18 protein-coding genes are annotated in these 17,936 nt (G+C 46.2%); 5 read left to right on the top strand and 13 right to left on the bottom strand.

Translation table 11 applies throughout. The features are described 5' to 3' along the window. Positions 1-12: 12 nt before the first annotated feature. The gene (locus tag ACIFQM_RS17900) at positions 13-528 is read right to left on the bottom strand and encodes a DUF2179 domain-containing protein (protein ID WP_025683910.1); all 516 of its coding nucleotides are present in this window, start codon (positions 526-528) and stop codon (positions 13-15) included. A 405-nt stretch (positions 529-933) separates the two neighbouring features. Between ACIFQM_RS17900 and ACIFQM_RS17895 the strand changes: the two genes are divergently transcribed. Further along, positions 934-1,977 carry a stalk domain-containing protein gene (locus tag ACIFQM_RS17895; RefSeq protein ID WP_430065920.1) on the top strand — a complete coding sequence of 348 codons (1,044 nt, stop codon included), beginning with the start codon at positions 934-936 and terminating at the stop codon, positions 1,975-1,977. 79 nt (positions 1,978-2,056) lie between these two features. Here ACIFQM_RS17895 and ACIFQM_RS17890 read toward each other — a convergent pair whose 3' ends face one another. The 6 genes from ACIFQM_RS17890 to ACIFQM_RS17865 all read right to left on the bottom strand — a co-directional run bounded on the left by ACIFQM_RS17890 (position 2,057) and on the right by ACIFQM_RS17865 (position 7,305). Then, positions 2,057-2,860 (bottom strand): copper amine oxidase N-terminal domain-containing protein, encoded by an 804-nt coding sequence (locus tag ACIFQM_RS17890; protein ID WP_430065918.1) that lies wholly within the window; start codon positions 2,858-2,860, stop codon positions 2,057-2,059. A 183-nt stretch (positions 2,861-3,043) separates the two neighbouring features. Continuing rightward, complete coding sequence (locus ACIFQM_RS17885; RefSeq protein WP_430065916.1) at positions 3,044-3,808, bottom strand: hypothetical protein; 765 nt, start codon at positions 3,806-3,808, stop codon at positions 3,044-3,046. A 67-nt stretch (positions 3,809-3,875) separates the two neighbouring features. Next, positions 3,876-4,148 carry a hypothetical protein gene (locus tag ACIFQM_RS17880; RefSeq protein WP_430065914.1) on the bottom strand — a complete coding sequence of 91 codons (273 nt, stop codon included), beginning with the start codon at positions 4,146-4,148 and terminating at the stop codon, positions 3,876-3,878. 211 nt (positions 4,149-4,359) lie between these two features. Beyond that, positions 4,360-5,541: an NAD(P)/FAD-dependent oxidoreductase gene (locus ACIFQM_RS17875; protein WP_430065912.1), complete on the bottom strand. Its 1,182-nt coding sequence runs from the start codon at positions 5,539-5,541 to the stop codon at positions 4,360-4,362. A gap of 27 nt (positions 5,542-5,568) precedes the next feature. Continuing rightward, complete coding sequence (locus tag ACIFQM_RS17870; RefSeq protein ID WP_430038965.1) at positions 5,569-6,003, bottom strand: DUF1641 domain-containing protein; 435 nt, start codon at positions 6,001-6,003, stop codon at positions 5,569-5,571. A 483-nt stretch (positions 6,004-6,486) separates the two neighbouring features. Further along, a complete protein-coding gene (locus ACIFQM_RS17865; RefSeq protein ID WP_430038967.1) occupies positions 6,487-7,305 on the bottom strand; it encodes an HNH endonuclease in 819 nt (272 codons plus the stop codon). A 261-nt stretch (positions 7,306-7,566) separates the two neighbouring features. On the opposite strand from ACIFQM_RS17865, the gene ACIFQM_RS17860 reads away from it, so the two are divergent. Beyond that, positions 7,567-9,063 carry an alpha-amylase gene (locus tag ACIFQM_RS17860; protein ID WP_430038969.1) on the top strand — a complete coding sequence of 499 codons (1,497 nt, stop codon included), beginning with the start codon at positions 7,567-7,569 and terminating at the stop codon, positions 9,061-9,063. Positions 9,064-9,127: 64 nt separating this feature from the next. Here ACIFQM_RS17860 and gpmA read toward each other — a convergent pair whose 3' ends face one another. Next, a complete protein-coding gene (gene gpmA, locus ACIFQM_RS17855) occupies positions 9,128-9,877 on the bottom strand; it encodes a 2,3-diphosphoglycerate-dependent phosphoglycerate mutase (protein WP_430038971.1) in 750 nt (249 codons plus the stop codon). 339 nt (positions 9,878-10,216) lie between these two features. Between gpmA and ACIFQM_RS17850 the strand changes: the two genes are divergently transcribed. Continuing rightward, positions 10,217-10,711 carry a hypothetical protein gene (locus ACIFQM_RS17850; RefSeq protein ID WP_430065910.1) on the top strand — a complete coding sequence of 165 codons (495 nt, stop codon included), beginning with the start codon at positions 10,217-10,219 and terminating at the stop codon, positions 10,709-10,711. 132 nt (positions 10,712-10,843) lie between these two features. Here the strand turns inward: ACIFQM_RS17850 and ACIFQM_RS17845 are convergent, their stop codons facing one another. Continuing rightward, complete coding sequence (locus ACIFQM_RS17845; RefSeq protein ID WP_430038975.1) at positions 10,844-11,095, bottom strand: Spo0E family sporulation regulatory protein-aspartic acid phosphatase; 252 nt, start codon at positions 11,093-11,095, stop codon at positions 10,844-10,846. Between the two features lie 165 nt (positions 11,096-11,260). On the opposite strand from ACIFQM_RS17845, the gene ACIFQM_RS17840 reads away from it, so the two are divergent. Further along, positions 11,261-11,431 (top strand): hypothetical protein, encoded by a 171-nt coding sequence (locus tag ACIFQM_RS17840; RefSeq protein ID WP_430038977.1) that lies wholly within the window; start codon positions 11,261-11,263, stop codon positions 11,429-11,431. Between the two features lie 23 nt (positions 11,432-11,454). Here ACIFQM_RS17840 and ACIFQM_RS17835 read toward each other — a convergent pair whose 3' ends face one another. The 4 genes from ACIFQM_RS17835 to ACIFQM_RS17820 all read right to left on the bottom strand — a co-directional run bounded on the left by ACIFQM_RS17835 (position 11,455) and on the right by ACIFQM_RS17820 (position 16,441). Next, on the bottom strand, positions 11,455-12,195 hold the full coding sequence (locus tag ACIFQM_RS17835; protein ID WP_430038979.1) for a Bax inhibitor-1/YccA family protein: 741 nt from the start codon (positions 12,193-12,195) through the stop codon (positions 11,455-11,457). A 151-nt stretch (positions 12,196-12,346) separates the two neighbouring features. Continuing rightward, the gene (locus ACIFQM_RS17830) at positions 12,347-12,634 is read right to left on the bottom strand and encodes a hypothetical protein (protein ID WP_430038980.1); all 288 of its coding nucleotides are present in this window, start codon (positions 12,632-12,634) and stop codon (positions 12,347-12,349) included. 236 nt (positions 12,635-12,870) lie between these two features. Continuing rightward, positions 12,871-15,165 (bottom strand): glycoside hydrolase family 2 protein, encoded by a 2,295-nt coding sequence (locus ACIFQM_RS17825; RefSeq protein WP_430038982.1) that lies wholly within the window; start codon positions 15,163-15,165, stop codon positions 12,871-12,873. A 211-nt stretch (positions 15,166-15,376) separates the two neighbouring features. Then, positions 15,377-16,441 carry a LacI family DNA-binding transcriptional regulator gene (locus ACIFQM_RS17820; protein WP_430038984.1) on the bottom strand — a complete coding sequence of 355 codons (1,065 nt, stop codon included), beginning with the start codon at positions 16,439-16,441 and terminating at the stop codon, positions 15,377-15,379. Positions 16,442-16,618: 177 nt separating this feature from the next. Between ACIFQM_RS17820 and pepT the strand changes: the two genes are divergently transcribed. Further along, positions 16,619-17,854, top strand: coding sequence for a peptidase T (gene pepT, locus ACIFQM_RS17815; RefSeq protein WP_430047623.1), 1,236 nt, complete (start codon positions 16,619-16,621; stop codon positions 17,852-17,854). Positions 17,855-17,936 lie beyond the last annotated feature (82 nt).

Here is a 17,936-nt window from a genome sequence, read left to right as displayed (position 1 = left end):
TTTCCCAAAATGTTATTTGCGGATCGCCTTGGTCCAGAAGCCGCCATGAAACTGTTTCGGCTCCACTGTAATGACAAAGGCCTTGGGATCAATATCCAGAATGGATTGGTACAGCTTGTTCTGATTTTTTCGCTTAGCCAAAATTTCCATTACCAGCCGATCTCCATCCCGCCCGCTGCCCAGCCAGGCTGTAACACCGTACCCTTTATCACGCAGCGCATTGGCGATACCTCCGTTTACCTCATTGCTGATCACCTTGACGGTTACGTAGCCGAGCGCTATTTTTTCCTCAATCCATGCTCCAATGAGAATACCGAGCGCATAGCCGATGGCATAAACCGCCAGGCTTGCCACCTGATCCAAATACTTTAGCACCATGTTCAGGCCCAGCACATAGATCGTAACCTCTACAGTGCTTATGAGGGCAGCAACGTACTTCTGTCCTTTCAGCGTCAAAATCATACGCAGTGTATACGCAGATACGTAAATAATTTGAATAACAAAAATAAATAACAAAATTTTAAGCATACGTCCACTCCTCATTTCACGTTCTGATTGGCCTGTATCCATCATTATACCCTTGTATGTCGCACAGCTTTCCGTTTCGCATCACCCTCGCTCGGGTAAAGACTAACTACAGCATGCTGAAGGACGGCAAATAATTCCGCGCTTTGGATATGAGCTTTGACGCAATATTGTCCCATCAAGCCTCGCTGTCTTGTACAGCGGGCTTATTTTATTTGACTTGTTTTGTTTGACGACTTTTCAAAAAACTTTTACGAAAACAGGGCAACTTTTACTGTTGCTGTTGCGTCTAACCAATATAAGCACATCTGCTAATATCCCTCCAAACGTGTTGGATTTTGTAGGCATTAATGTTACTCTAGTCTATAAACTAGGCTATAATTCTTAAATAAAGGGGTAGACTAACGAATGAAATCATTGAAATCTATGAAAAAGCCTGTCATTATCACTGCCGTATCCGCCTTGGCTATATCGGGGGCTCTTTTCAGCCAATCCACATATGCCGCGCAAGTGACTAAGCCGATCCAAGCAGTTTATAACAATATCAAAATCATCTACAACGGAACTGAGGTTCCTTATGATGCAAAAACAGAACCATTTATGCTGGATGGCGTGACTTATCTCCCGCTTCGTCTGGCAGGTACAGCTTTGGATAAAAAAGTAGATTGGGACGGCACGAACAAACGCGTAGTCATTGCTGACAACGGAGTCCCGATTGATCAATCTACAGTTACGGCATTGAACAACCAGATTACGACGCTAACTCAGGAGCTGAACACGGCGAAAGCAGCGAACACAACCAAAGACGCTACCATCGCTCAGTTGCAAAAAGACAATCAGACGCTAAAAGATGACGCAAGCAAAAGCAGTTCTAGCTCCTTGAAGGATCTTCAAAAGGAACTGAACGATGATCACAGCGATGACTACAACACCAACTCAGATATCTCGCTCAGTGGCAATAAAAACTCTATTACCGTGACCATCGAAATGACGAAATCCAGATGGACTGACCTATCCAGCAGTAAACAAAAGAGCTACCTGGAGGACATCGTTGAAGATATTTTGAAAGAGTATAAAAATGCCGATGTTGACGGTACGGTTAAGAATTCCAGTAATAGAGATAAATTAGCGAGCTTTACAACCAATAGTAGAGGCGATGTTACGATTAAAAAAATAGGTACATCTTTCGACGCAAGCACGATCCAACGTTCTTTGTTTGATAGATACAGCAACTACGCCGGGTACGGCTTTGATTTCAGCGTAAGAGGCGACAGCAGTAAAGCTACGGTGGATGTGTATGTAAATTCGGATGATTGGAATAAACTTTCGAACAATCAAAGAAGTACCCTGACAGATGGCATTATTGATCAGCTAAAAGATAGAGAATCCATTGACAGAGTGGAAGGGTACATCCGTAATAAAGGGAACAGCAGTCAAATCATTACCTTCTAAGATTAATCTTTCAAAAAAAGCGACAAAGGCTTCAAAGGCCTTGTCGCTTTTTTATGATGTACAAGCGTCATGAATTCCATTATTGAATCAATCTGCCTACAGAAGTAATATATTTTATATAATCTTTATCCGCATCGGTTGTATCAATATTTTGGGTATAAATCAAATTACCATGGCTGGTGATTTTAACTTTATAATTCATATTGAATTTAGAATAAGGATTTACACTATAGGTCCCTTTGCTATAAACAATCATAGGATTAAAGTCGATTTGCCTGGAAGCAGGTGATAAGCCGCCCTCGTACATAGCATAAATATCCAGTATGCCTTTCTTGCGATCCCAATCAAAGGAAGTAAGATCAAATGCATTCGCGTCAATGACCTGAGCCAAGTCTTGTCCCTTAAAATTCATAAGAACTGGACTTTCCGTAAAGCTATCATGCCTTAGTTTCAATAAGCCCCGCTTGGAATCCCACTCCATCTTCGCATCTGTATCTTTCAACAGGACGGATACCGGCAAAAACATCGCATTGCTTTTCATGATGGGGACTGTGTCCATTGTCATGGGTTCGCCGTTAACCGATATTTCGGGTGATCCGATCGTTGCCGTTACATTACGGCCCAACAGATCAACAGAAGCGGTTTTGCTCGCTGCATTGTAAGTTACTTTACCACCCAATATATCCTTAGCCGCTTGGAGCGGTATAAGCAGTCTGCCCTTCTTATCCACAAAGGGTGATGCAGGGTAGGTGTATAAAACGTAATGATCATTGACCTTCAGGTGTACGTGCGTTTGTCCTTGAGCTTGCGCTGATGTCAAATTCGTGTTAGTAGCACCCAAACTCAATAAAATTATAAAGCAGATTAATAACCTGATTTTCATAATGTCCTCCCAGTTATTTTTTAGGCTCAAAACCAAAATTCTATTGAAGGATTCCAGTTAAGTAAGGTTAACATGGAAAAACATCTGCCAGACCACATTGTTGTAAGTCTCACCCAACAACAAAGGAAATGACAGATGCTATTCAGTATATTTTAGCTTGAGCCATTGTTTAACTAATTGTTCTTATCGGTTTGGATTTCTAATCCACACACTTGTGTCAAAATGAGTAATATAATCGGTAGGCCAATCAATCGTACCAAACCACTTACTTCCATCCCAATAAGAGTAATCCCGATAGTCATCCCATGGATAATAATAATCCGAATTGAATTTCGAGACCACCAAATCTGAAAACTCTCCATTGATAGCACTTCCATAAATATTACTGCCATCAAAGTTATCCTTCGCTATTGCCGTCACTCTCTTAACAGACATGGATGGTAGGTCTGAAGAGCCAAAAGAGGTTTGCATAACGACAATTTGATTGTAGTAGGCTAATAGATACGCGTTATAGGTACTATTATCAATATAAAATTTAACTGAATTATATCCCTCGTGATTTACCCACGTCTCTATAGTATATTTATAATCCTTTTCATCTTTAATGTATCCTTTCCATCTTTGTTGACCCGTTTGAAAGGAAAATCCCCCCTCAATTCCCCGTCCATTCTTCGCATCAAAACCGTAATACATCCATGGCTGTTCCCCTGTTCTTATGTCCTCAGCCCTTGGTAGAATAACACGTGCATTAACCCCATCAAAACCATCATAATTCAATTGAACCCTTGAGAAGGTTCCAGTTGTCCCTCCACTTACTTGTGATGGAGTGGGATTATATTTACTTGATATGGAAACATCATGATTGTTGCTTGATTCACTCAAAGAGTTTGTTTCCGTATAAGTAGCATCCGTAACACTATCTTCTTTCGATTCAACCTTATCCGCCATACCTACATAACCTTTTTCTGAGCTGTATACTTCTCCATCGAGCGTAAGATATATGTATTCCGATTTGTTAAGCCTCTCCAGATTTTGTTGTAGATTTATTTTTACCCTTTAGTGATGTACTATCCGCTGTATTCAGCAGTTCAGCAATAGATGCTTTCGGATTAACAGCGATCTTGTGTTCTTGAAGCTCATGGACTATGGCCCGCTGTTTGAGATTTTCAAAAAATGAAGCATCGTACGTACTAGATTTCGATTCCGCATAGGCGAGGCTTCCCGAAAGTGAGGAGCACATGAGAATAGTTGCTAATCCCATGCCTAAAAACTTTTTTTTCCTAAACATACACAAACCTCCTAGTTATTTTTCAAAACTAGCATACCTCTACAAATGCGTATTTTCAACCATAATTTACAATTGATGACTAAATAAAGAACATGTCTTTTTACACATCATGACATATAGAAGGTTGAATTACATATCAAAAAAGATGCAACAAAAAAGAGAGCGCAGAACAGCGCTCTCTTCCAATCAAGCATATAAAATGTAAGGAATATTAATAGGCCAATGCAAAAAGTCCTTTGATGTGGGACAGGTAACGGATGTTACTGCCTTCCTTCATCAAAGTGGCTACAGCGCCTTTCAGTTGGGTGCCATTCGCACCAACCGTACCGATCGCGTCTGTTCTGCCCAAGCTGCCCAGTGTACCGGAGAATACGGGGTTAAAGCTTTCCATTTTCGCTCCGTTGAAGTAAGCAAAAATGTTATAACCAACGGTTTCGCCCATTTGCCAAGCCAACTGAGCAGTTGGAGGGTATGGACGCTCGCCTTCCCCAGGGAACACCACTGCGCTGTCACCAGCGAGGAAGATGTCTTCATGGGAAGTGGATTGCAGTGCACCGTTCACGGTTGCGCGGCCACGGTTCACTTCGATACCGGATGCGCCAACCAGTGCGTTGCCTTGTACGCCGCCTGTCCAGATCAGGGTGTTCGTTTGGATCGAACGTCCGTCTTTGAGCAGAACTTCGTCGGCTTTCATTTCCGTAATGGGAACACCAGCTACGATTTGAACGCCACGTTTTTCAAGGCTTGTTACTGCACGATCAACCAGTGCTTGAGGGAAGCCTGCCAAAATAGAGGGTCCAGCTTCTACGCAATACAGGTTAATATCTTCGTAGTTAATGCCTTTTTCACGACAAACCGCAGGTAGCTTGTCAGCATATTCGCCCACCAGCTCGACACCAGTCAGACCGCCACCACCGATAACGATTGTAGCGTCCGCTTGGTTGCCGGATTGCTTGTAAGCATCCAGACGAGCTTCTACGTGTGCGCGAATGCGGTTTGCTTCTGCCACTGATTTCAGCGTGAAGCTGTGTTCTTGCAGCCCCGGAATACCGAAGTAAGCCGTTTCGCTGCCCAGGGAAATAACGAGAGCATCATAGCTCAACGTAGCGCCACTGGCCAGAGTTACTTTTTTATCATCCGGTTTGATTTCCGAAACCGTATCCACTTTCAGGATAATTTCTTTGTTACGCAGCAGTTTCTCCAAAGGAAGCGCAACAGCTTTCTCGGCAATTGTACCTGCCGCCAAACGGTGCAGCTCCGTAATAATTTGGTGCGACGCAAAGCGGTTTACCACTGTAATGGTTGCTTGGCTAGCGTCCAGATGCTGGCGTGCTGTCAGTGCGGCCAGCAAGCCGCCGTATCCGCCGCCCAAGATCAAAATTTGCTTCGACATGTCCATCCTCCGTTCTTGATCAGGTAATTATTTGCTCTCGCGTTGGCGCTCATTCAGAATTTCCAGGAAAGCCTGGCTGAAACGCAGCGTTTTTTGTACATTTGGATCTTTAAGCATTTTGAGCAAGCCAAACAGACCTACGCTGCCAGTCTCTGTGGTTTGCACACGGTCATTCGCTTCGATAGCAGCAGAAGCCAAGCCTTTAGCCGAATCTGTAACAGGCTTCACAAACTCCCCCATGGAGCTTTTCATATCGCCGATAAATACAGGGTCAGTTGCCAAACTGCGGGCTACATCATAAGCGTCGGTCATCAAAGTAACCATCTCAGTCAACTTAGGCAGATTCTCAACCAGCACGGTCAGCGATTGCTGAACCTCCGGTTTCATCAATTGGTCCAATACATCCCGAGACTCTTTGGTAGCTTCTTGTGTTACGGCCACCTCTTGTTGGTTTTCAGACATGCGTGAACGTCCTCCTTTACTGTGAAAATAGAAGTCCATTCCTTTCTCGTAACCTGTATCCATAAACTCTAGCAATAAAACGTTCAATGAATTCACGCCCTCGGACATACAAGAAGCACAGCTAAAACCGGCCTATACCCAATGGGGCAAGACTGATTCATCGCAAACGCCAATTGTGAATGTTCAGACGGTATTCTGTTGTTACTGCTGCGGAATATTCCACGAAGCGCTTCTCCGTGACAACAACAGGCCGAAACGGAACCCTATGCCTCTATATTACACCTTTCACAACACAATCGTCGAAGAAATTTTAAATTTGCACAAAATTCTACAAAATTTTTATTGTTATTTTAGATAAAAAATAGAATAAAATTAGATTTTGTCCAATTTACCGCAAAAAAAGAGTCATTTCATAGCATGGAAGGCTAATAAAGGGAGTGAATTTCATGTCGCTATTAAATGAAAATCACTACAAAATATGTATCATAAGGAGTCCTCTGGAGCATCTGTATCCCCAGGAGATGGCAACGGCACACCAGATTGAATGAATTCATCGACATCACGGGCCGCCTTGAATTGATTGCATTCGTTGCAAGCACATACGCAATTGACAGGCGTCGTGTGTCCCCCTTTGGCACGGGGCAGCAAATGATCAATAGTATCGCCGTAACCCCCGCAGAAAAAGCAGGTATAGCGATCACGCTTGAGCACATATTGACGGAATTCCTTATTGCTGTAGAGTCTGCGGATGGTATACGGATTAACAACTACTGCCATGCGCTCTCTGACCAGGGTAACCGCCAAATCAAATTCAATCTCCTGATGCCAACGTCTCCCCTGATCGGTTTTGCCCCTTAGCCGAATCATACCGTTACGGTTGAGCCGCAGGGCCTTGGTATCCACAGGCTTCAGCCTGCTGAGCAAATGCCGAACCCGTTGTCGATGACGCTCGCGGGCTTTATCCGTGACTGGGACTGGCTTCCTGCGGGGCGGCTGAGGCTGCACATCAGGCTGTGTGGATGCCTCCATGCTTTGCACGACTGCCTCATCCCCATCGCCATGCGATGCCAGGCAAGCCGTGAGGGTCTGTGTGCCCTCGACGGAAGAAGGAGCGGACGCAGACGCGCGTTCTTGCGCCACTAACCCCCGGCAGGAACGGCAAGGACCACGCCGCGAATAAGGACCAGCCCGGCGACCGGTTCTGCGCTGAAATTCCGTTAAAGGCTTCAGTTCCTGACAATACATACATTTTTTCATCAGCGGTTCACCCGCTTCGTTCCTGATGGACTGCGATTCCGTCATGTCCGCCCCTCCTTTCCTCGTTGCTCACGTTTACTGAATACCTGAAACCCGAACTTTTGTTAGGTTAAATTCATTCTACCGTTTTCACGTCCCCTTTTCTAGCCACTCGAATATATACACCCTCAAGGTATAACAAATTTTAAGCATTGGGCATACGTTATACAGCGATCCCTGTTCTCCATTCGGCAGCTTATTGACCGCCTGACGTTTAGCCCCCCTTGCTTGGTGGGTAACTTGTTATATATGAAGGAGGGACGCATGATGAAAAGGAACCATACGATGATGCAGTTTTTCGAGTGGAACGTCGAGGCTGACGGCTCCCACTGGAAGAAACTTGCCCGCCTGGCACCGGAACTGAAGGCCAAAGGAATTGACGCGATATGGATTCCACCTGTCACCAAGGGTCAATCCCCCGAGGATACGGGATACGGCGTCTATGACCTTTACGATCTGGGTGAATTTGATCAAAAAGGTGCGGTACGCACCAAATACGGTACAAGGGAAGCTCTGCTGGAGGCTATTGCTGCCTGCGTGCGTCACGGTGTAGCCGTCTATGTCGATCTGGTCATGAACCATAAAGCTGGCGCGGATAAAACGGAAATATTCAAGGTCGTCGAGGTCAACCCGGATAACCGCAATGAGGTCATTTCCGAGCCGTTCGATATCGAAGGCTGGACTAAATTTACGTTCCCCGGTCGTCAGGGTCAGTATTCCACATTTCAGTGGAATTTTGAGCATTTTAACGGAACGGATTACGATGCAAGTCAGGACCGAACGGGAATTTATCGTATTTTAGGCAAAAATAAAAGCTGGAGCGAGCATGTAGATGATGAATTCGGCAATTATGATTATTTGATGTTCGCCAATATTGACTATAATCATCAGGAAGTGCGCAAGGAAATGATCCGCTGGGGCAAATGGCTGGTGGATACGCTGCAATGCAACGGATTCCGTCTGGATGCGATCAAGCATATCAACCATGAATTTGTACGGGAGTTCGCGACGGAAATGATCAAAAAGCGCGGACAGGACTTTTATATGGTAGGCGAGTTTTGGAAACCGGATCTGGAATCATGCCAAAAATTTCTGGACACCATTGATTATAAAATCGACCTGTTTGACGTATCCCTCCACTACAAGCTACATAGTGCTTCCTTGGGTGGAAGGGATTTTGATTTAAGCACCATTTTTGAGGATACGCTGGTCCAGACTCATCCACTGAACTCCGTTACTTTTGTCGATAATCATGATTCCCAGCCGCACGAAGCTCTGGAATCGTGGGTGGAGGACTGGTTTAAGCCCAGCGCCTACGCGCTGATCCTGCTGCGCAAGGACGGTTACCCCTGCGTATTCTATGGCGATTACTACGGCATTCAAGGGCAAACGCCCGTGAAAGGCAAGCAGGCCGCGCTCGACCCGCTCCTGTACGCCCGTTATCATAAAGCCTATGGTGAGCAAAAGGATTATTTGGATGATCCCCATACGATTGGATGGGTTCGTCAGGGCATGCCTGAACTGAAAGGCTCCGGCTGCGCCGTGGTGGTCACCAACGCAGACGAAGGGCAGAAGCGTATGTTTGTGGGAAAACACCGCGCAGGAGAGCAATGGACCGATCTGACGGGCCGTCACGACCATATCGTACAGATTGAACAGGATGGCTACGGCGTATTCCCGGTTCGTGCCGGAAGTGTATCGGTATGGGCGCTTCCCGGCGAGGACGACAGCCTGGAGAAAGCAGAAGACAACGTGGACGCTTAACTTATACCCAACCCAAAGAGGACAGGATGCGAGGATGCGCCCTGTCCTCTTTTTTTATCGAAAATCACTCCGTCACCTTGCTTTGGTTGGCCACAACCTGTTTTTTCGCCTCCACATGACTCGGATCACCAAGATAGAAGCGCCGAATGGGATCTATATGCTCGTCCAGCTCATATACCAGCGGAATGCCTGTCGGAATATTCAAATCCAGCAGTGCGGTTTCGTCCAAATTCTCCATGTACTTGATCAATGCACGCAGGGTGTTGCCATGCGCGGAAATAATGACCCGTTCCTTTTTTTGCACCAAGGGCACAATCCGCTGCTTCCAAAACTCACCGACCCGATGCACGGTATCCTCCAAACTTTCCCCAAGCGGCAACTCTTCCGGCTTAATGTTACGGTATCGTTCCTCCCTGTGAGGACTGCGTTCATCCTGTTCATCCAACATAGGAGGCCGCACCGTCAGGCTACGCCGCCAGATATGAACCTGCTCCTCACCGTATTGGACGGCGGAATCCAGCTTGCTCAGTCCCTGAAGAGCACCATAATGGCGTTCGTTCAGCTTCCACGACTTCTGTACGGGTATCCACAAATGATCCAGCTCGTCCAAAATGTGATACAGCGTACGAATGGATCGTTTTAGCACCGAAGCGAACGCCAGATCAAACGTATACCCGGCCTCCTTGAGAATACGACCCGCCTCCATGGCTTCATGGGTTCCCTGCTCGGTCAGGTCCACATCTGTCCAGCCTGTGAACAGGTTTCGACGGTTATATACGCTTTCTCCATGCCTCACCAGCACCACTTGATACATAGGCCCCACTCCTTTACTTACTGTCGTTATGTTTTACCTAACTTCTATGTATTTAACGTAAAATACAGTTTTTAAACAGGTTCTTTTACTACTCGCAAAAATAGGAGGCTTCTCCATAGCCTGGTCAGAACCCTTGCGCGGTTCAATTCCGCAACGTGCCTTTTATATGGAATGGGAATCCATTTTATTGTTGAATAATTACAATAAAAGACTTATAATGTAAATTAGTATAACTACCTGTAAAAAACTTTATTGATATGATACTCTAATAGTTTCTATACATACTGGTTTGATTGATAAAGCGTGCAGGAAAAAATCAAAGAAAGTGGGCTTATGAGTATGAAAAACATTAAAAAGGCTTCATTATTATCTGTTTTGTCTTTAGCTGTTGCCATTCCACTAACTGCTTCTGCCGCAGCCACTACGGAAGTTACACCAGCTACAACTGATTCAGCAGCAGTTTCCCAATCTGCAAACACATCAACAACAAGGGATCACGTCATTACTCCTCAATCCACACAGCCCGCGTTTGATACAACATTGGGCGGTCAACAATCAGAAGCGTCTTTCTCTATCCCTGCGGGAATGGGTTATGTTAAGTTATGGGTGAGGAATACAGGTACCGAAACGATTAAATTCGCCGTACACAAAGACTCATCTAGTGGTTCGGTTATGAGTGGAACTGAGGTAAGGATAACCCCGGGAGATACTTTTAGTTGGATTAGCAGTTCAGCTTGGCCTACTGGAAGATTCTATGCTACTTTTAACACAAGTAATACTAAAATGTCAGGTCAAGCTTATGGTAAATTAGCTTCGACAAGAAGTGAGCTGTAATTTAAAAATGCAAGTGTTGTAAACTGATTTAGTATTGAAATGTATGCCCCTGCTGCATAGTTTAATGTTATGTAGTAAGGGGCATTTTTATTTTTTTCTCAAATAATTCATTTTATAGCATGATTATGAGCGTTATGTGGGATTGGGAAGAGGAGTATTTTTGCATACAAAGGATGAGGTTTCTGAGGTTTCTGACTGAACATTGTGGTGATGTAGCTTCTTAGTCTGATACATATGATTGTACTGGTTAATTAGCTCGTCCAAAATCATAGCCTGCTCAAGTACGCAAGCATGTCCAAAACCATACTGTTCATAAAGATCATGCAATCGTTGTCTGGAACTTTCCAGCTGTTGATTTAACGTTAAATTTTCATCTATGTTCATGTTCATTCCCCCTGATAAATCTCATTTTAGCAGGTAATGAACAAATACATTATAATCATTTTTTAGCCAAAACAACAAAATAAACAAAAAAAGCTAGCCTAAGGGCTGGACAAGATAATAATTCTTATGGATTCGATCCTCATAGCAATTATGGAGGCGTTAGTGATGGAGAATCATTTGAATACAGAGGAAGAAATCTATTTATTGTCTGAACACGTGTATCCTGTTCCTTTCAATCACGGTGTTAACGGGTTACAGCAAAGGCCACTTGCATCAGCAGGTGACCCTCAGCCTGTCCTCAATTCCTTATCCTGCACCTATCTGTATATGAAGTGAACCTATCCATGAACCGCAGGCGCTTAGTCCTTTTTGCTGAATTTGGACAACAGCTCCAAAATCCGCACATACAGCCACACTAAAGTCACCAGCAATGCAAACGCACCATACCACTCCATATATTTCGGTGCGCCTTGATCCGCTTGCTCCTCGATGAAATTAAAATCCAGTAGCAGATTCAAAGCCGCTATCACAACGATAAACAGACTGATACCGATACCAAGCCAGCCTGTCTCATGAATATACGGAACATTCATCCCGAAAAAGTTCAAAACGAAGTCGACCAGCGTCACCAGAACAATCGCCAACGTACATAAGACAACGAAGGAGATAAAGCCCCGGGTAACCTTAATGATTCGCTGTGTATACATAAAGAGCATCAAAAACAAAATACCCACCGTCAGCAAAATCGCATTCGCCACGATGCCGGGATAGTCATATTCCATGAAAGCTGAAATTCCGCCTAATGCTAAACCGCTCAGAATTGCATACACAGGCGATAGAAACGGGGCCGATTTTGGAAAAAAGGAAATAGCCACCGCTACGCCGACCATGCCAAGTGAGCCTGCGGTGATCAAGGATAATACCTCTACTGTACCTTGGTAGGTCATATACCAGGTGATACTGCCCGCAATAATCAGCAGAACCAGCAGGAGCAGCGTTTTGTTAATCGTGCCCCCGATGGTCATGCGTTGTTCGCTTGCTTCTCTTTCATCTTCACGCACGAAGATGTCATCACGTAAAACCGGATTGCTAAAGCTCATAAAGGACATACTCCTTTTCGATGTGTTATTTGCTATGCCATATGTATATATCGGCACAACCTAAAAAAAATTTCAGAAAATTTTCAAAACAAAAAAGAACCTGACCTTACCTTGCGGTAAAGTCAGGGATAGAGGGTCAGGTCATGCCGGATTAAAGATCAGCCGTCGCAATCTGGATCGTACCAAATGTGCCTCCGGCTGCGGTAGTCAACAGACCTGCTACCAGCAATAAGGCAACTTCCAGGGTAAGGCTAGTGAATGCAGGGATAATATACGTGATTACAGGTGCGTTGACACGAGTAACGACAAGATTGATCGGAGCCAGACCGTTATTATTAACGGTAATTGCAGCATTCGCGCCACCGCGTAAATTTTCATAATACGATTTACCGATACTAGCCGCAATAGTGAAGTTTTGTTGAGGTAATAGAATCGCCATAGGATTCACCTCCCTTGTGATTGATAGTGTATTCTATGCTTCCAATCTATCAACGCAACGTCAACTGACTCAGCAATAATACACAAATTAACAGACTCATAGATTAGAGTCCCTATACACAGGCCAAAAAAGGGTTGCCTTCTCAGATCCTTTGCAGAACCTGATCGACAACCCCTTCTTAAATAAACGAAGAAATAACCTGCATCATATATTGTTAAATGTTGTTCATTTTAACTTTACTGCACATGAATACTCACTTCCTGCGGACTAAAACGAGATGGCGCGGAAACCTTCACGCCGATATTGCCAGCCTCACCCTTCGTACGAATCCAGAACGCAATACGCCCACCAATTAGCGATAGGCTGGACGGACCGATTAATTCACCCGCTCCCTCGACCTCCACCGAAACTGGATCAGCATAGAACGGCAAGACGTTGCCGTATTCGTCCAAAGCGTCCACCACAACTCGCGTGACATCCCAATCTCCCGCCTCCAGCACTGTATCGTCGGCAGCTACACGCAGCTCCGTGGGTACGGGATTACGGGAATAGCGTCTGCGAACGACCTCTTGACCGTCCACGTACCCGATGAACACAGCATCTTCCCACTTCATACCCCAGTGGCCTGTCAGTTCGTCGATAACGACTGGAGGATGTGGAAGCGCCGGATACTTTTCCTGGTTCGGACGATAGACGCCCTTGCGCTCGTCACCATAAATGAATTCCACCTCATCACAATTGGTGAACACAACCAGCGGCACAACGCCCCCGATGTTCCGTTCACCACGTGACCAATAAGTGACTGGCTCCAGAATGATTTCCTGCTCGACCCGCTTCTGACTGCGATACACGTTCGCTGCGAATTTGGGCAAGCGGAACATATCCATGACACCGTGGTAGCAGATTTTATCGCCAGAGCCAAAATCCGCATGCGTATTGTAGTCAAAAGCGCACCAGCCAATCGCCCCGGCAATGCCTTTATCGGCATAGGAAGCGTTCTGGACCCGCGTATGGCGCAGCGCATGCTCCATCACCCGTTCCTCCTGATCAAAGCGCTTGGTCGGGTACATATGCCCGTTATATTCCGTCACCAGATAAGGGACCGGATGATCCAGCTTGGTGACGATGGACGGCTCGCGCAGACCTGTCGTTTCGCCATCTACACCTTCTGTATCGTCATACGTATCGAAATTGCGGATTTCCTTCACTAAATATTTTTGATGCCCACCGTCATGAACAAAATCGTTCATCGTATACACATCTTCCAGCAATTCGCTGCCTACAATATAGCGCACGCCACCAGTCGCACGAGTCGGATCAAGCTTGCGTGCAAGCTCATTGGTACGTGCGTACAGCTCATGATCATCCTGCGATTCATTAATCCGCACGCCCCAGATCACAATAGACGGATGATTACGGTCACGGATAATCATATCCTCCACGTCCCTGACCGCCTGCTCCTTCCACGCTTCGCCGCCAATATGCTGCCAACCCGGAATTTCCTCAAAAACGAGCAATCCAATCTCATCGCAACGGTCCAGAAAATGACGGGACTGCGGATAATGTGATGTCCGCACCATATTCAAGCCCAATTCCTCTTTGAGTACATCCGCATCACGGCGCTGCGCTCTTTTGGGCATCGCATACCCGACGTACGGGTAGGACTGGTGGCGATTCAAGCCCAGCAGCTTGAGCTTCCGCCCGTTCAGGTAAAACCCGTCAGGCTGGAATTCGGCTTCACGGAAGCCAAAACGCACAGTCAGAAGATCCAGCTCAGCCCCGTTTCGCAGCAACGTTAGTTCTGCTTCATACAGCTTGGGATCATCTAGATCCCATAGCTGCAAGCCGTTCAGTTCTTTCAGCTCCAGCGTCACTTCCGCCGCCGTCACTGCTGTCGGCCCGGTCTCCGCCTTCACGTTCGCTCCGTCCAGCAGTCGCAGGGCGACTGTCAAATCGTTCTCCTGATCGCCAATCCCCTCCAGCTCCACAACCACGCGCACCGCCTTGCTTGCCGCAAGCGGCTCCGGTGTCTGCACGAATACCGTGCCAAGATGCACAGGCTCGACAACTCGCAGCTGCACTTCGCGGTAAATACCACCGTAGGTCAGATAGTCAATGACTGCCCCAAAAGGAGGGATGTCGTCCCGCTCCGTGGAATCGACGATGACCGTTAGCACGTTGGAGCCACCGTATTCGGCAAGTCCGGTCAATTCAATACTAAACGGCGTGTAGCCACCTTTATGCTCCCCCGCTTTTACCCCGTTCAGATATACCTGCGCGTAAGTCATGACCCCTTCAAAATCGACGTACACCCGTTTCCCCTTGGCATCCGCCGGTATGTCCAACTCCCTTTTATACGTGGAAACAAACTGAAACGCCTTGTCGTCAAAATAGTTATACGGCAGCTCTACATTGGTGTGTGGCAGCAGAATGGGCTCATACCGACTCGCATCAATTCCTGTGTTTATTTCGCTCTCAACATATTCAGGACGGTAAAACCACTGGTCATTCAACGGCAAAATGGTACGCATAAGAAGTCACCTCAACCTTTTATTTTTCAATCTGATACCATAGTAAAATATTTAAGTAAAAATAACGAGTAAAACTTAGTAAAATAAATATATTTTTAATGTAAGCATTTACAAAGCATTTGTCAATTCCGTTTTTTCATCTGTCCATACAAAAAAACAGCCCCGTCATCCGGAGCTGTAAAGATCATGAAATACACAATGGAGTACATTTCTATATCGAGTCGGTAAACGGCGGTCCACTGCTGTTACGAATCATCAGCTCGGTCGGAATGGTGACCTTGCGACCGACCTCATTCGGACCGTTGCGCACCGTATGCAGCAAGAGCTGAACGCCCGTTTCTCCCATCAATTCAGTATACGTCTTGACCGTCGTTAGCGACGGTGTCAAATATTCCGCTGTCGGAATATCATTGAAGCCGACGATTGAAATACGTTCAGGGACGGCGATTTGATGCTGCTCCAGCGCCTTTAACACGCCAATCGCCACCGAATCGCTCGCAACAAAGAAGGCTGTAGGCAGATTCTCTGGCCCTGCCAGAATGGCCGCTTCCATCGCACGAAAGCCGTCTGCCGCCGTCCCGCCGCACACATGAACATCATTCGATGAGCATAGCGCATGTTGCCTTTTATACCGTAAAAAGGTCTCATAGCGGGCATCCAGCTCCTTCTGGTCGGAATCATGGGCCTGCTCATCCTTACCCATGCCCACATAACCGATGTGACGATGGCCAGCGTCCAGCAAATAATCCAGCGCTTCCGCCGTAGCACGAGCGAGGTCAATGACGACATAATCCGCACCTGTACGCTCTACTGGGTGATCCAGAAAAACACAAGGAACAGGCAGCTCCAGCATACGTTCCACTTCCTTGCTGCTAAAGTGCCCGAGCACGATCAGCCCGTGCAACCCTTCGGACAGTGTCTTTAGTGCGGACAGGTCTTCCCCTCGAAAAATGCGCTCCAGATGCGCCCCGCTTTGGCGGCATTCTTTTTCCACCCCAAACCGGATGGACAAATAATACGGGTCCTCCAGTTCTTCATACGCGCTAAACCAACGCACCATACCGACCCTTATCGGCCCCTCGGCCTTTTTACGAGACTGACGCCCGATACCTCCATTTTTACGTTTAACAGTCGTATATTTCATCCGTTCGGCAACCTCAAAAATTTTACGCCGCGTTTCCTCTGACACTGACAGTGTTTCATCATAATTCAATACCCGAGAGACTGTTGATATGGAAACTTCCGCCTCCTGAGCAATATCTTTTAACGTAGGCATTGCATACTCCTTTGATGGTTTTACTCCATTTTTACGTTCTTTTACTGTTATCTTACTCGTCGTTTCTGTACAACACAAGCTGTCATTTTAGAAGGTTAAGCCAAATTTTTTATATAACAAGTCCAATCATGATAAAATATGGTTTATATCAGAAATGACACCAAGGAGGATATACGTATGAAACAGGAACTGATTGAACGCCTGACCACTTATGTTCAGATAGATACCCAAGCCGATGAAAGCAGCAATACTTGCCCGACTACACCCGGACAGCTCACACTGGGCAACCTGCTGGTCGACGAACTGAAAGCCATTGGTATGACAAACGTAACCATGGATGACAACGGTTATGTCATGGCGACTCTTCCTTCCAATACGGATAAAGAAGTTCCGGTTATCGGATTTTTGGCCCATCTCGACACCGCTACCGAAATGACCGGCGCAGGGGTAAAGCCCCAACTGACGGAAAATTATGATGGGGGCGATATTACGCTGAATGCATCGCTGGGTGTGAACCTTTCTCCGCGCGAGTTCCCCGAGCTGCCCCAATATAAAGGTCATACCCTGATCACAACGGACGGTACTACATTGCTTGGTGCAGATAACAAAGCCGGGATTGCAGAAATTATGACAGCCATACATTATCTGCTGGATCACCCGGAGATCCCGCACGGCAAGATTCGCGTCGCATTTACACCGGACGAGGAGATTGGAAGAGGACCGGAACGGTTTGATGTAGCTGCTTTTGGTGCTGAATATGCGTACACAGTCGATGGCGGGCCGCTCGGAGAACTGGAATACGAAAGCTTCAACGCCGCAGCCGCCCATATTACCATTCACGGTGTCAATGTCCATCCCGGTACAGCCAAAAACAAAATGATTAACGCCGTCAAAATTGCTATGGAGCTGAACGGACGATTGCCTGCGAATGAAGCTCCGGAATACACAGACGGATACGATGGCTTTTATCATTTGCTGGAATTTGAGGGTACGGTAGAACAAGCCAAACTGTACTACATCATCCGTGATTTTGATCGTGAGAGCTTTGAAAACCGGAAGGCTTACTTAACGAACGTGGTGAAAGGGCTGCAAGCCGCATATGGAGAAAATCGTATCGTTCTGGAGCTGAGAGATCAGTATTACAACATGAAGGAGAAAATCGAGCCCGTCAAGCACATCGTGGATGTTGCCCATGAAGCGATGACAAAGCTGGGAATTGATCCGATCATCAAGCCGATTCGCGGCGGTACAGATGGTTCACAGCTGTCCTATATGGGACTGCCTACACCGAATATTTTTACAGGTGGGGAGAACTACCACGGCAAATTCGAGTATGTGTCTGTGGACAACATGGTGCTTGCAACCAAGGTCATTGTCGAAATCGTACAATTGTTCGAACAGCGCGGCAAGTGAAACGATTGCAAGAAGCTTTTGCATCATCATAAAACGAAAGGGCACATCATTTCTTTGCTGGAAACGGTGTACCTTTTTCTGA

Origin of the sequence: Paenibacillus sp. NRS-1782 (assembly GCF_050467685.1) — a bacterium.
In the GTDB taxonomy this organism is placed as follows: Bacteria; Bacillota; Bacilli; order Paenibacillales; family Paenibacillaceae; genus Paenibacillus; species Paenibacillus terrae_A.
This window is presented reverse-complemented; position numbering and strand designations above follow the sequence as displayed.